This window comes from Micromonospora sp. RP3T (genome assembly GCF_003027925.1).
In the GTDB taxonomy this organism is placed as follows: Bacteria; Actinomycetota; Actinomycetes; order Mycobacteriales; family Micromonosporaceae; genus Micromonospora.
The window spans coordinates 98514-112339 of sequence record NZ_PYPS01000011.1; the positions used below are offsets into that span (position 1 = coordinate 98514).

Here is a 13826-nt window from a genome sequence, read left to right on the forward strand (position 1 = left end):
CCGAGGGCCACTGCCTCAGGACGCGCTGCTCGCGGCGCTCCAGCGGGCGGGCGTACGTGCGGACAGCGCCTCGCTCTACCTTGCCTGCGTCACACATGGTCTCGCCGACTTGGTCGGTGACTGCTGGCAGCCGCGTGACTGGGCCGCTCCGATGGGCGGGAGCGAGGCGATCTCGTCGACCCGCCGTCCGCCTGAGCTGCCCGCCGCCCGGAGGGCCGCCGCGGAGGTACGTCGACTGGCCTCGTCGATCGGCGTCCCCATGGACGAGCCGGTCCCACCCAGTGGCCCGGTGCCCGGCGCGTGGCCGCGGATCGCCGAGCAAGCCGCCAAGGCGCTGCAGGAGGAGCTTCGCGCCGTCACCGACCGGCGGACCCTGCTGGACATACGTGTCAGCGGTGGTGTGGTGGTCGCGGAGACAACCTCCCGGAAGTTGGTGCGGTTCGAGGCCGAGGGTGACCTCGGCATGTCCGACGGCGCGCAGGCCACCCTGGTGATCAGTGGAACGCCCATCGACGTCGAGGTGGTGTCGGTGTTCGGCAACGTGGTGACACTGTCGGTGCCGCCCGGTGCCGCAATAGCGGATGAAGCCGTCCTCCGTTGCGACCTCTCCTGGCTGCTCTCCACGCAGAGCAAACGGCTGCGGGAACTCGTCGAGGGTGGGCCGGGCTTCAACGCCGCCGCCGCTGCGGCCCTCATGACCGCCGGTGCGGAAGCCGCGCCGGATGAGTTGCCGGTGGTGCGGGCCGAGCACCTCAACCAAGGACAGCGGTACGCCGTGGGCCTCGCGCTCACGCCCGGTGTCACCTGGCTCTGGGGCCCGCCCGGAACGGGCAAGACCACCACCCTCGGCACGCTCGTCGCGGAGCTGTGCGTACGCGGTCTGCGGGTACTCCTGACCGCCCCCACGAACGCCGCCGTCGACGTCGCCGTGAACGCCGTGTTGAAAGAGATACCCGAGCTTGCCGGAGGCGGCCTGGTCCGGCTCGGACAGCCCGCGGACCCCGCTCTCATCGCGCGGAGCGAGGGCCATGTCCTCATCGACGAGATCGCCGCCAAGCGCGGTGAGGTGCTCGCTCAACTGCGGGTTCGCGAGGCTCAGCGGTCGCGGGACCTTCGGGAGCGGCTCAGACACCTGGAGCGGCGGCATGCCAGCCTCACCGACGGGGAACAGGACCTGCGGCTCGATCTGGAGCGTGAACTGGCCGAAGCCAGCGCGCGAATCCGAGAACTCGATATGTCGCTGCACTACGTCCGTCGGCAGGTCTGCCGGGAGGCGGAGGTCGTCGCCGCCACGTCACACCAGGTGGCGCTCAAGACCCTGCGGGAGCTCACCTTCGACGTCGTGGTTCTCGACGAGGCGAGCATGACCACGTCCGCGCTCGCGATGCTGGTGGCTGGCGCGGGCAGCGGCCACACGATCATCGCAGGCGACTTCCGACAACTGCCTCCGGTCGTTGTCGCCGACAGTCCGGCTGCACGTGACTGGCTCACCCGCAGCCCGTTTGAAAAGGCCGCCGTGGACCGCGTCGTGGGCGGGGAGCGACTCCCGGGTCGGCTTGCCGCGCTCACCGAGCAGTACCGCATGCGTCGAGACATCAACCATGTCGTCAGCGAGGCGTTCTATCCGGAGAGCCCGCTCGTCACGGCCGAGGCAGTCGCCACCCGGCCGCGGAGGAGCAGCGCGAGGTGGGCAGATCGCGAACTTGTCGTGCTCGACACCTCACGGCTCGGCGCCTGGACCGCACGGAAGCAGGGCATGTCCTCCCGGTACAACCTGATGCACGCCCAGCTCACTGCCGGCCTCCTCGCCTCGGCGACCGGTGACGCGTCCAGCCTCGGTGTCATCTCGCCATTCGCCGCACAAGCCCGGCTGCTGGAGTCGCTTCTGCCGGACGCGGAGTCGACGGACTGGGCCGCGTCGACCGTGCACCGGTTCCAGGGTGGTGAGCGGGACATCGTCGTGTACGACACAGTCGACACCGGACTCGGCGTGCGCCCGCTGCACCGCTGGTTCACCGAGGGCGGACCCGGCGGTGACGGTGCCCGGCTGCTCAATGTGGCAGCCAGTCGTGCTCGCGACCACCTCGTGGTGGTCGCGGCCCTGGACCAGCTTCACCGACATCGCGCCACCCTGGACGCGGTAGGGCGCTTCTTCACAACCCTGCTCGCGCGGGGACGCGTGGCCCCCTGGGAGGAGGCGCTCAGCCACGGCTCGATGACGCGGCGGGTGACCGGCGACGTCACCGACCTGATGCGCGAGGACCTTTCCGGTGCCGGATCGGTCGAGATCCGGCTGCCTCGGGCATCGCTGGTCGGGCTGCGGTCGTTGATCCCGTCCTTGAAGCTGATCGCCGAGCAGGATGTCGACACCGAGCCGGTGACGGTATGGGTGGAACCGGACCCGGACGGACATCTGTCGGCCGAGGCCATGGAGGCCAAACGCCGGGGCATCAACATCCGCCCCTGCACTCCGATCCTGGAGTCCAGCGCCGTCATCGATGACGTGGTGTGGACGGCTACCGGCTCGCTGCTCGGGCCCGAGCCCGGCGTGGTGCTGCGAACCCGGAACGCGGCCTTCGCCGACGCGGTCCGCCGGGCCCAGAGGCGCCGGCCGGACAACGCGCCGGGAAGCGGTCAACTCGGCGACGACTGTGGCCGCTGCTCTCGTGCCCTCGTCCGTTTCGAGGTGGGCAGGCGTGGCCTACCGACCGTCGGGTACGGCTGTTACTCCTGCGACCGGCCGGGCAGCCGACGTGGCCGGAGCCGATTTCGGCACGAGCGGGACCCACAGCTGAGCCGTTGGGAGTGAGCAGGTCCCGAACCCGTCCCGCATCCAAGCCGGAGGAGTCGCGTTCCCGATCGAGACGTCGATCCACTTCGGACGTCTGGTTGGCTGACTCGATCATCCCCGGAGCGACGTGAAAGGCGACGCGGCCCTGACCTCGAAGGAGACCCATGCGCCAACCCCTCACCCTCGCCGAGATCCTGGCCGTGCTGGCCGCCCCGAAATCGATCGGCGATCTCCGGAGCTACTTCCACGGCGTCGCCGACGCGGCCTACACGGGCGGCCGGTTCGACACGCTGGGCGGCGGTGGGTCCCGCCCGGAGGTCGCGGACACCGTCACCGCCGAGGACCTGATCGCGGTGGAACTGCTCCGCGTGACCATCCGCCACCGACAACGGCTCGACCTGCTCCAGGGCCAACTCGGTCGGGAGGTGTCCGCGACACTGGCCACGATCCCGACCGACGTCGAGTTGGGGGAGGACGACGCGCTCGCGTACGTCGTCGACGGCGGTGCCGCCGACACCGCGTGGCGCCGGCTCCGCGACACGCCCAACATCGACTGGGTCATCGCCGGCAAGTTGCTCGCCCGCAAACGCCCGCGGCTCGTGCCGGTCTACGACCGCGTGGTGGCCTGCGCCTACGGCACGCGGAAGGGCTTCTGGGCATGGCTGCACGACATGCTCCGCGAGGACGGCGGCGCTTTGGTGCGGCAACTCGACGCCCTGCACCGGGAGGCCGAGCTACCGGCTGCGGTCAGCCGGTTGCGGGTGCTCGACGTGGTGTTCTGGATGCGGCATCGGCACGCCCACCTTTCCAGCGACTGTCCCGGCCTGCGGCTACCCGTTCCCGTGGTGTGATGAGATGCGCGAGATCACCATCCGCTTCGACTGCGAGGACCCTGACCGGTATGCGGACATCGCCAACGTGCTCTGGGCGCAGATGAACGCGACCGGGTGCGACTTCACCGTCACCCTGGCAACCGCGGGCGACGCGGCAGCTGTCGACAGGCGGTGGGACGACTACAGCACGGTGTCGTGGGGGCCGGTGGTCGCCGGGGCACCCCGCAGGCCCTCGCGGCCGAGGAGTCCCACGCTGCCACGTCGTACGAATGACGATCCGCGGGGAGGAGGCCGTGGTGCGCTGCGTCAACTGCGGTGATGTCGTCCACGGCCGGGCCAATTCGCGCGGTCGCGGCCCGGACATCGCCTGGCACGCCCACTGCCGGCCGTGCGCGGCGCTGGTGGTGGACCAGATGGAGCGGCTCGATCTGCTGCCGGAGGGCAGCGGTGTGGAGATCCACCGGTGCCGGAGCTGTGGCACCCGCCGTATCTGCCGTACCGGCTGGCGGACCCGATGCCACATCTGCCTGGACGAGCGCTCGGCCGGCTACGCTCTCGCGGTCGGGGAACGGCTGCTGGCGGGCGTTCCACACGAACCAGCCCACGCGGCCCAGCTCCGCCGGTTCGCCGGCCTCACCGCAGAGGACGACATTCCGGTACGCGTCGCCGCCGAGTTCCAGGCGGCCATCGCGCTCGGTACGGAGCTCGACCGGCGCCGCCGGGACGGCTGGGACGACCTCACCGGTGACATCCACGGGCTGCCGTGGCACGGCGAACGGACCGCAGCCTGGTCCCACGGCACCTGGGGTGTGCACGACCGGTGTGGCGCCTGGCAGCGGTTGCGGGACCGGGCCTGCCCGCAGTGTCCGCCGGAGCCGGGCGACCGGTCGTTCGCCGCGCTGCGGAACACCCCCTATCTGCTTTATCTGGTCCGGCATCGAGGGCTGCTCAAGTTCGGGGTCGGTCGCCCGGCTCGGGTACGGGAGCATCTGCGGGCCGGCGCGGAACTGGTCGAGGTGCTCGAGGGGCGCCACGCCGACGTCATCGCCGCCGAGGCGACCCTCAAGCGGCAGACGACACGACCGTGGAAGTGGCGCACGTGGCGGATGCCGGCGTCGTTCGGAAGGGGCACCGAGGTGGTCAGGGGCGCGGTGTTGATCACACTCGCGGACGTGCTGCCCGACGGACATGACGTCACCGACCGCTTCGTGGGTACGGCGCGACACAGGGGCGCGGCATCGCGCTCCGGCAACCGGAGGAGAAGCTGAGCCCTGCACCGCCGCACAACGGGCTCCCGGCTCGGGAACCGAGCACCCTTCGCATGCCGTGAGCAGAATGGCTCGCCTCACCACGAGGGCGGCGGGCAGGCTGCGGGAATGACGAGAGGATTCGGCGGTGAGGTGGCCACCTGCTACGCGCGGCACCGGCGCGGCTATCCGCCCGAGGTGCTCGACGCCCTCACCGCGGCCTTGACCCTCGATGCCGACGACACGGTGATCGATCTCGGCTGCGGCAACGGCCAGTTGACTCTCCCGCTGGCAGCCCGGGTGGCCGCGGTCGTCGGCATGGACCCGGAGCCGGACATGCTGACCATCGCGCGTACGACTGCCGTCCGCGGTGGACTGACCAACGTGACCTGGCTGCTCGGCGCGGACCACGATCTGGCCACGGTGGGCCGGCTGCTCGGACCGGGAACTGTCGGCGCGTTGACCATCGCCGTCGCGATCCACTTCATGGACCGGACGGCCACGTTCACCGCCGCACGGTCGATGCTGCGACCCGGTGGCGGTGTCGCGGTGATCACCAATGGCGCTCCCCTGTGGTTGCAGGACTCCGAGTGGTCGAGAGCGCTGCGTCAATGTCTGGAGGAGCTGCTCGGGCATCCGGTGACCGGCAGTTGCCAGACAGACGAGGCCGGTCGCCGACTCAACCGGGAGGCACTCGTCGCTGCCGGTTACCGGTACGCGGAGGCGGGCGTGGCGTACGACGCCGCGCTCACCGTCGAGGACATGGTCGGCGGGGTCTTCTCGGCGATGTCGGCCGACCGGTTGCCCACCGCGGAACGCCGTGCCGCGTTCACCGCCGAGGTGCGCGACGCGCTCGGCGGACGGAACGCGGTCACCGAGCGGGTCCACGTCTGGTTGCAGTACGGCGCTCGGGACTCCTGAGCAGTCGCGCTCCGCGTGTTCCTCCGTGCGCCGGCGGCTCAGCGGGCGAGCCGGGCGATCGCCACCACCGACCGGTCCACGTCCGCCGCCGTCGTCGTCGCGTTCGACACCGAGATCCGCATCAACCGCCGCCCCCGCCACGTCGTCCCGCCCACCCAGCACGTCCCGTCGGCCTGCACCGCGGCCACCAGCCGGTCGGTGCCCGCGTCGTCGCCGAAGCCGACCAGCACCTGGTTGAGGACCACGTCGTTGACCACCTCGAACCCGGCTGCGAAAAGCCCGTCGGCGAACCGGCGGGCCAGCGCGCAGCACCGGTCCACCAGCGCGGTCACGCCGTCGCGGCCCAGCTCCCGCAGGCCGGCCCAGACCGCGAAGCCACGGGCGCGGCGCGAGGACTCCGCGGTCAGATCCGCGCCCGCCGGCACTCCGCCGGAACCCACGAGGTACGCGGCCGCGTACGACATTGCCGCCGCGTGCGCGTCGGGCCGGGCGCAGAACGCGAACGCGGTGTCGTACGGCAGGTTCAGCCACTTGTGTCCGTCGCAGGCCCACGAGTCGGCCGCCTCGATGCCGGCCACCAGGTGCCGGGTGGCCGGGCTGGCGGCGGCCCACAGCCCGAACGCGCCGTCCACGTGCACCCAGCCGCCGTACCGGTGCACGAGGTCGCCGGCCCGGCGCAGCTCGTCGCAGGCGCCGGTGTTGACGTTGCCGGCCTGGAGGCAGACGATCGTGGGGCCGGGCCCGGCGTCGCGCAGCGCCACGGCCAGCGCGTCCGGGTCGATCGCGCCCTGCGGGCCGGCCGGCACCTCGCGCAGCGCGTCGGTGCCGAGGCCGAGCAGGCGCAGCGACCGGTCGACGGTGGCGTGCCGTTCGGCGCCGGCGAGCACCCGCACCGGCGGCGCGCCGAGCAGGCCGCGCCGTTCCACGTCCCAGCCGGCGTCGGCGAGGACCTGGTGCCGGGCGGCGGCGAGCCCGGCGGTGTTGGCGGCCTGGCCGCCGGTGACGAAGCCGACCGACGCCGACGCCGGCAGGCCGAGCAGGTCCTTGAGCCAGGTGCCGGCGGCGGTCTCGGCGGCGACCGCGGCCGGCGAGGTGACCGCGTTGAACGCGATCTGGTCCCAGCCGGCGGCGAGCATGTCGGCGGCGGTGGCGGCCGGGGACGCGCCGCCGACCACGAAGCCGAAGTAGCGCGGCCCGGCGGTGGCGACCAGCCCCGGGTCGGCGGCGGCCACCAGTTCGGCCAGCACCTGTTCCGGGGGCGTGGGCGCGGCCGGCAGCCCGGTGGCGAACGCGCGGGTCAGCGCGGCCTGGTCGACGGGCACCCCGACCGGTCGTTCCGGCAGCGACCGCCGGTAGTCGGCGGCGTGGTCGGCGGCCCGCCGGAACAGCTTCCGCAGCTCGTCCATCGCCGCACCCTAGCCCGGCCGCCGGTCACGCGCGTCGCGGAGCCGCCGGTCACACCGACCCGAGGGCGGCGTCGAGTCGGTCGAGGTGCGCGGCGACGGGCCCGGCGGTGAGCATGCCGCTGCCCGCGCCGGCCACCTCGTGCGCCGCCGGGGCGAGCGCGGCCCGGGCCCGCCGCATCGCGGCCCGGTCGCCGAGCGCCGCCGCGGCCCGGCCGGTGAGGCACCACAACGCTTCGCACAGCAGGTCGGGCGGGGGCGCGGGGGTCCGGCGCAGCGCGTCGGCGGCGTCGGCGGGGCGGTCGGCGGCGAGCAGGACCAGTGGGCGGGCCCAGGGCGCGTACGGCCCCCAGTCGGTGTCGTCGGGGAAGTCGGCGGGCCGGTCGTGCCACACCCGCAGGCACAGCAGCGCCAACGGGAGCAGGCCGCGCGCCACGCCGGGCATGCCGCAGCCGGCCAGCCGGGGCGCGGCCGACCGGTAGGCGGCCTCGGCCCGCGGGTACGGTGCGCCGGTCGCCGCGGTCCGCATGGCCCGGTACCAGGTGGTGAACACGCCGGTGAGCGGGGACTCGTGCCGGTCGGCGAGCCGGTCCGCGGCGTCCGCGTGCCCGTCGGCGCCGGCGAAGTCGGCGAGCGCGCCCCGGGCCTGCATCCGGATCAGGTGTCCGAGGATCTCGACCGGGGCCTGCCCGTGCCGGGCGGCCAGCGCGACCAGTTCCGCGCCGACGGCGTCCCGTTCGGCGGCCAGCCCGGTGCGGTGGAACGTCTGGAGGAACACGCCGTTGAGCGCCTGGGCCATCAGCGCCGGGTCGGCGAGTCGGCGGGCGATCGCCTCGGCCTGCCGGGCCGCCTCGGGGCCCCGCGTCGACGGCCGGCCGCGTGACTCGACCGCGACGGTGGCGAGCAGTCGCGCCCGGGTCGTCTCCGGCGCGTCCGGGCCGAGGCCGGCGAGCGCCCGCTCCGCCGCGGTCACCACCCGGGCCGCCTGTTCCGGGTCGTCCGACCGGGTCCAGATCGCCGGCACGTCGTACCCGCCGATCACCCGCGCGGTGAGGTCCGGGTCGCCGAGTTGCTCGGCCGCGTCGATGGCCGCCAGCCGCTGGTCGCGGGCGGCGGCCAGGCCGCCCGGCCCGGTCACCGCGAGGCTGCGCAGCAGGCCGACGGTGGACTCCAGCCGGGCCCGCGCGCCCGGCACCACGCTGCGCTGGTACGCCGCGGCGGCCTCCGCCCAGACGTGTGCGGGACCGGACGGCTCGGGGTCGGCCTGGCGTCTCAGGTCGGTCTCCAGCCGGCGCAGTCGCGGGCCGGGGTCCAGGCCGAGCTGGTCGCGCAGCAGGTCGCGGGCCCGGCGCAGCACCGCGAGCGCGTCGGCCTGCCGCCCGGCGCGGTAGAGCGCCAGCGCCAGCAGCCGCCAGCCGTCCTCCCGCCACGGGTGGTCCGCCACGTGGGCGTCCAGGTCGGGTACGGCGTCGGCGGCCCGGTCGAGCGTGAGCAGCGCCTCGGCCCGGCGTTCGACGGCGGTGAGCCGCACCTGGTCGAGCCGGGCGCGTTCGGCGTGCGCCCACGACCTGTCGACGTCGGCGTACCCGGGCCCGCGCCACAGGCCCAGCGCCGCGTCGAGTCGGTCGAGTGTCGGCCGGGGCAGCGCGTCGGCGGCGTCGGCGACAGCGGTCTCGAAGCGCCAGGCGTCGACCGTGTCCGGGGCGGCGCGCAGCGCGTACCCGGGGCCGTCGGTGACCAGCAGCCGGGCCGGCTGCCGCGGTGGGCGGTGTGGTTCCAGGCCGCGGCGCAGCGCTGCCACGAACGTGCGGACCGCGCCGACCGCGCCGGCCGGCGGGTCGTCCCAGAGGTCCTCGACGAGGTGCCCGACCGGCACCACCCGACCCCGGGCCACGATCAGCCGGGCCAGCACCGCGCGGTGCCGGGGACCCCGCAGGTCGACGGGTGCGCCGGTGTCGTCCCAGGCCGTCACCGGACCGAGCACACCGAAGTTGACCCGCACCGACCGTCCCCCTCCTCGACCGGGTCACCGTACCGCGCTCATCGGTTGCTCATCCGGCGCGGCGACGCTGGTCGGGCACCAGCCGAGCGGAGAAAGGAACGACCGATGACCTTCACCATCGCCGGATTCGAGACGCGACGGGTCACCGTCGCCGAGGACGTGGCGCTGCACGTGGCAGTGGGCGGCTCGGGCAGCCCGATCGTGCTGCTGCACGGCTTCCCGCAGACCCACCTGATGTGGCGGCACGTCGCCGCCGACCTGGCCGCCGACCACACCGTCATCTGCCCGGACCTGCGCGGGTACGGGGCCAGCGACAAGCCGGCCGCGCGCGACGAGGACACGTACGCGAAGCGGACCATGGCCGCCGACGTGGTGGCCCTGGCCCGGGCGCTCGGCCACGAACGGTTCGCGCTCGCCGGCCACGACCGGGGCGCCCTGGTCGCGGTCCGGGCCGGCCTGGACCACCCGGACGCGGTAACCCACCTGGCGTCGCTGGACGTCCTGCCCACCCTCGACATGTGGGAGGTGCTGCACGGCGCGTCCGCGGCGGTCGCGTTCCACCTGTACCTGATGGCCCAGCCGCCCGGCTTGCCGGAGCGGATGATCTCGGCCAGTGCGGACGACTTCTTCGGGTACTTCCTCGACGCCTGGGCCGGCGACCCGGCGGCCATTCCGGCCGACGTGCGCGCCGAGTACCTGCGGGCCTCCCGGGAGGCGGTCGACTCGATCGTCGCGGACTACCGCGCCTCGGCCGGGATCGACGTCGCGCACGACCGGGCGGACCGGGACGCCGGGCGGCGGCTGGCGATGCCGGTCACGGTGATCCAGCAGGACTGGGGCGCGGCGCTCGGCTACGACGCGGCGGCGGTGTGGCGGGCCTGGGCCCCGGACCTGGAGCACCGCACCACCTCCGCCGGGCACTTCCTGGCGGAGTCGGCGCCGGCCGAGGTCAGCGCCGCGCTGCGCGCGCTGCTGGCCCGGTGACGGCGGACGGGCGCCGGCGGCGGGACGGCACGTCGCCGCCCCGGCCGCCGGCCGCCGGCCGCACCGCCACGCGCCGCGGCGGTCAGCCGAGCACCACGAGCTGCCGGGTGGCCCGGGTCATCGCGACGTAGCGGTCCACCGCGCCCGCGACGCCGTCGCCGAACGCCGCCGCGTCGACGAGCACGACCAGGTCGAACTCCAGCCCCTTGGCCAGCTCCGGGGTCAGCGACCGGACCCGGGCCGGGGCCGGGAACGTGGGGTCGCCGATGACGCAGGCGGTCCCCTCGGGGTGGGCGGCGAGCCACCCGTGCACCACCGCGCCCAGCTCCGAGCGGTCGCCGTACCGCACCGGCAGGTCGCCGGTGCGGATGGACGTCGGTACGTTGGCGTCCGGGAGAACGGCCCGGATGACCGGCTCGGCCGCGGCCATGACCTGCGCCGGGGTGCGGTAGTTGACGGTCAGCGAGGCCAGCTCGATCCGGTCGAGGCCGACCCGCTCCAGCCGCTCCCGCCAGGACTCGGCGAACCCGTGCCGGGCCTGGGCCCGGTCGCCGACCACGGTGAAGCTGCGCGACGGGCAGCGCGACAGCAGCATCTGCCACTGCGCGTCGGTCAGCTCCTGCGCCTCGTCCACCACCACGTGCGCGAACGGGCCTGCCAGCAGGTCCGGGTCGGCGACGGCCAGCCCGCTGTCGTCGATCAGGCTGGTCCGCATGTCCGCACCGCTCAGCATGGTCATCAGGCCCTCGCCGTCGTCGTAGGCGTGCGTGGCGATCAGGGCGTCGACGACCGTGTCCATCCGCTCCCGCTGCGCGGCCAGGGCCGCGGCGTTCCGACGCCGTCGCCGGGACGCCTCCGGGTCGCCGACCCGCTGCCGCGCCGCGTCCAGCAGCGGCAGGTCGGCGACCGTCCAGGCGCGGGCGTCGTCCCGGCGCAGCGTACGGATCTCGTCCACGCTCAGCCACGGGGCGCACCGGCGCAGGTAGGCCGGCACCGACCAGAGGTCCGCCACCACGTCGGTCGGGTCGAGCAGCGGCCACGCCCGGCCGAACGCGACGGCCAGGTCGCGGTTGCCGGCCAGTGACCGCCGGACCGCGTGGTCCGGCTCGTCGCCGTGGTACCGCTCCCGCAGGATGGTGAGCAGCTCCTCCCACACGTCGTCGCGGGCCTCGTTGTGCGGGACGCCGGGCCCGGCCGCCGCGAACGCGTCCGCCCAGTCGTCGGCGGTCAGCCGCAGCTCCGCGTCCGCGACGCCGATGGTCATGCCGGACGTGGGTGGTTCCTCGTAGAAGCGCACCGCCGCGTCGACGGCCCGGACCAGGTCCGCGGACGACTTCAGTCGGGCCGCCGCCGGGTCGGTCTCGGCCACCGCCGCCGCGCCCTCCGGCACCAGGTCACGCAGCGTGCAGATCTGTACGTCCTCCTCGCCGAGGCTGGGCAGTACGTCGGAGACGTAGCTCAGGTAGGGCTGGTGCGGGCCGACGAACAGCACGCCGCCCCGGCGCTCGCCCAACCGTGGGTCGGCGTGCAGCAGGTACGCGGTGCGGTGCAGCGCGACCACCGTCTTGCCGGTGCCCGGCCCACCGTCGACCACCAGCGTGCCCCGCGACCCGGCCCGGATGATGGCGTCCTGGTCGGCCTGGATGGTGCCGAGCACGTCCCGCATCCGGGCCGACCGGGTGTCGCCCAGGCTGGCGATGAACGCGGACTGGTCGTCGAGCGCGGCGTGTCCGGCCAGCCCGTCGGCGGTGAACACCTCGTCCCAGTAGTCGGTGATCCGGCCTCGCGTCCAGCGGTACCGGCGGCGGCTGGCCAGGCCCATCGGGTTGGCGTGGGTCGCGCCGAAGAACGGCTCGGCGGCCGGGGAACGCCAGTCCAGCAGCAGCCGGCCGCCCGCGCCGTCGGTGAGACCGAGTCGGCCCACGTACACCGGGTCGGCGCCGTCCGCGCCGACCATCCGGCCCAGGCACAGGTCCAGGCCGTACCGGCGCAGGGTACGCAGCCGCGCGGTCAGCCGGCGGATCTCCTGGTCCCGGTCGACGGCCTGCCGGCCCTTGCCGCCGGCGGCCCGGCGCTCGGCGTCGAGCCGGTCGGACAGTTCGGCGATCGACCGTCGCAGGCTCTCCCCGACGGTCGCGAAGTGCCGTTCGTCGTGGGCGATCAGTTCGGGATCGGCCTTCGCGGAGAGGCGCTCGGGAAGGTCGAAGACGCTGGTGGCGGCGTGATTCACGAAATCAGCTCCGATCTGCGGCCGGCGGCCGGCCGGTGTGCCGCGAAACGCTTGTGGTGGGCCCGGTCCGGGCGGAGGCGGACACGAGCCACCCGCCGCTCGTGGCGGCCTTTTCCATGTCGGGAGAATCGCTTCGGCCGGCCATTCTGCGCCCCCACCGGGGTCTTGCCGCAAGACCCGGGGTGCGCTATATGGTGATGGTGGCGGGGAACATCAGTGCCCCCGCTCTCTCCCGGGCCGATTCGCCGTCGCGAGGCCCGCTCCGCGCCGTGCCGGCCGTCGCCGGACCGCGCCCCGCCGAATGTCGTGACCCCGCCGGCCAGCCGGCGTTCCCCGCGTCGTGTCCGGCTCTGCCGTAACCGCTACCGTATGATGTACGCTAGGGCCGCCATCGGGCGATACTGCGGAGGAGGGCGCGACGTGGCAGCAGGCGAACACGCGATCATCGCGGAGGGGCTACGCAAGCGGTACGGGGACAGAAACGTCCTGGACGGGTTCGCCCTACGGGTCCCGCCGGGCACCGTGTGCGGCCTGCTCGGCCCGAACGGGGCCGGCAAGACCACCGCGGTGCGGATCCTGTCCACCCTGCTCCGGTTCGACGAGGGACGGGCCGAGGTCGCCGGCTTCGACGTCGCCCGCCGGCCCGACCAGGTGCGCCACCGCATCGGTCTGGTCGGGCAGCACGCCGCGCTGGACGAGGTGCTCAGCGGCCACCAGAACCTGGTCCTCTTCGGCCGCCTCTGCCACCTCGGCACGAAGCGGGCCCGGCAGCGCGCCGCCGAGCTGCTGGAGCGCTTCGGCCTCGCCGACACCGGCGACAAGCCGGTCAAGGCGTACTCGGGCGGCATGCGGCGCCGGCTCGACCTGGCCGCCGGCATGATCCTCGCGCCGTCGGTGCTCTTTCTCGACGAGCCGACCACCGGTCTGGACCCGCGCGGCCGCAACGAGGTCTGGGAGTCGGTCCGCGGACTGGTCCGCTCCGGCACCACCGTGCTGCTCACCACGCAGTACCTGGACGAGGCCGACCAGCTCGCCGACCAGATCTCGGTGCTGGACAGCGGGCGGGTCATCGCCACGGGCAGCCCCGACGAGTTGAAGTCGCGGCTCGGCGGCGACCGGATCGACCTCGTGCTGCACAACGCCGTCGACCTGGCCGTGGCCGCCGCGCGGCTGCGGCTGGTCGCCGGCGCCGAGCCGGAGGTCGACCACGACCGCCGCCGCGTGAGCGCCCCGGTCGGCGACCGGGTCGGGGCGCTCACCGAGGTGCTGCGGGCGCTCGACGCGGGCGGCGTCTCCGTGGCCGACGTGGCGCTGCGCCGTCCGACGCTCGACGAGGTGTTCCTGCACCTGACCGGCCACCGCTCGCGGGCGGCCGAGGAGGTGGCCGCGTGACCGGCGCGACCCTGCCCACCGCG

Annotated in this window: 10 protein-coding genes; 7 read left to right on the forward strand and 3 right to left on the reverse strand. The window is 74.2% G+C overall.

Annotated elements, in window-relative coordinates:
• Positions 1 to 259: 259 nt before the first annotated feature.
• The 5 genes from C8054_RS11570 to C8054_RS11585 all read left to right on the forward strand — a co-directional run bounded on the left by C8054_RS11570 (position 260) and on the right by C8054_RS11585 (position 5792).
• A complete protein-coding gene (locus tag C8054_RS11570; RefSeq protein ID WP_158273845.1) occupies positions 260 to 2809 on the forward strand; it encodes an AAA domain-containing protein in 2550 nt (849 codons plus the stop codon).
• A gap of 146 nt (positions 2810 to 2955) precedes the next feature.
• A complete protein-coding gene (locus C8054_RS11575) occupies positions 2956 to 3642 on the forward strand; it encodes a DUF6308 family protein (RefSeq protein ID WP_107156773.1) in 687 nt (228 codons plus the stop codon).
• A 4-nt stretch (positions 3643 to 3646) separates the two neighbouring features.
• Entirely contained in the window at positions 3647 to 3943 is a 297-nt protein-coding gene (locus C8054_RS31715) for a hypothetical protein (protein ID WP_146179910.1), read from the forward strand.
• Entirely contained in the window at positions 3894 to 4892 is a 999-nt protein-coding gene (locus C8054_RS11580) for a hypothetical protein (RefSeq protein WP_107156774.1), read from the forward strand. The genes C8054_RS31715 and C8054_RS11580 overlap by 50 nt, the downstream gene beginning before the upstream one ends.
• Positions 4893 to 5000: 108 nt before the next feature.
• Positions 5001 to 5792 carry a class I SAM-dependent methyltransferase gene (locus C8054_RS11585; RefSeq protein ID WP_107156775.1) on the forward strand — a complete coding sequence of 264 codons (792 nt, stop codon included), beginning with the start codon at positions 5001 to 5003 and terminating at the stop codon, positions 5790 to 5792.
• 38 nt (positions 5793 to 5830) lie between these two features.
• Here C8054_RS11585 and C8054_RS11590 read toward each other — a convergent pair whose 3' ends face one another.
• Positions 5831 to 7198, reverse strand: coding sequence for a pyridoxal-dependent decarboxylase (locus C8054_RS11590; protein ID WP_107156776.1), 1368 nt, complete (start codon positions 7196 to 7198; stop codon positions 5831 to 5833).
• Positions 7199 to 7247: 49 nt separating this feature from the next.
• Positions 7248 to 9197 carry a BTAD domain-containing putative transcriptional regulator gene (locus C8054_RS11595; protein WP_107156777.1) on the reverse strand — a complete coding sequence of 650 codons (1950 nt, stop codon included), beginning with the start codon at positions 9195 to 9197 and terminating at the stop codon, positions 7248 to 7250.
• 105 nt (positions 9198 to 9302) lie between these two features.
• On the opposite strand from C8054_RS11595, the gene C8054_RS11600 reads away from it, so the two are divergent.
• Positions 9303 to 10181 (forward strand): alpha/beta fold hydrolase, encoded by an 879-nt coding sequence (locus tag C8054_RS11600; protein ID WP_107156778.1) that lies wholly within the window; start codon positions 9303 to 9305, stop codon positions 10179 to 10181.
• 82 nt (positions 10182 to 10263) lie between these two features.
• On the opposite strand, the gene helR is transcribed toward C8054_RS11600, so the two are convergent.
• Positions 10264 to 12411 carry an RNA polymerase recycling motor ATPase HelR gene (gene helR / locus C8054_RS11605; protein ID WP_107156779.1) on the reverse strand — a complete coding sequence of 716 codons (2148 nt, stop codon included), beginning with the start codon at positions 12409 to 12411 and terminating at the stop codon, positions 10264 to 10266.
• A 420-nt stretch (positions 12412 to 12831) separates the two neighbouring features.
• Here helR and C8054_RS11610 point away from each other — a divergent pair, with 420 nt between their 5' ends.
• Positions 12832 to 13803 (forward strand): ATP-binding cassette domain-containing protein, encoded by a 972-nt coding sequence (locus C8054_RS11610; protein WP_199199698.1) that lies wholly within the window; start codon positions 12832 to 12834, stop codon positions 13801 to 13803.
• Positions 13804 to 13826: the final 23 nt, after the last annotated feature.

Coding starts and splice junctions, on each gene's coding strand:
- C8054_RS11580 (WP_107156774.1), top strand. CDS start 3,894: ATGACGATCCGCGGGGAGGAGGCCGTGGTGCGCTGCGTCAACTGCGGT.
- C8054_RS31715 (WP_146179910.1), top strand. CDS start 3,647: ATGCGCGAGATCACCATCCGCTTCGACTGCGAGGACCCTGACCGGTAT.
- C8054_RS11570 (WP_158273845.1), top strand. CDS start 260: ATGGACGAGCCGGTCCCACCCAGTGGCCCGGTGCCCGGCGCGTGGCCG.
- C8054_RS11600 (WP_107156778.1), top strand. CDS start 9,303: ATGACCTTCACCATCGCCGGATTCGAGACGCGACGGGTCACCGTCGCC.
- C8054_RS11585 (WP_107156775.1), top strand. CDS start 5,001: ATGACGAGAGGATTCGGCGGTGAGGTGGCCACCTGCTACGCGCGGCAC.
- C8054_RS11590 (WP_107156776.1), bottom strand. CDS start 7,198: ATGGACGAGCTGCGGAAGCTGTTCCGGCGGGCCGCCGACCACGCCGCC.
- C8054_RS11575 (WP_107156773.1), top strand. CDS start 2,956: ATGCGCCAACCCCTCACCCTCGCCGAGATCCTGGCCGTGCTGGCCGCC.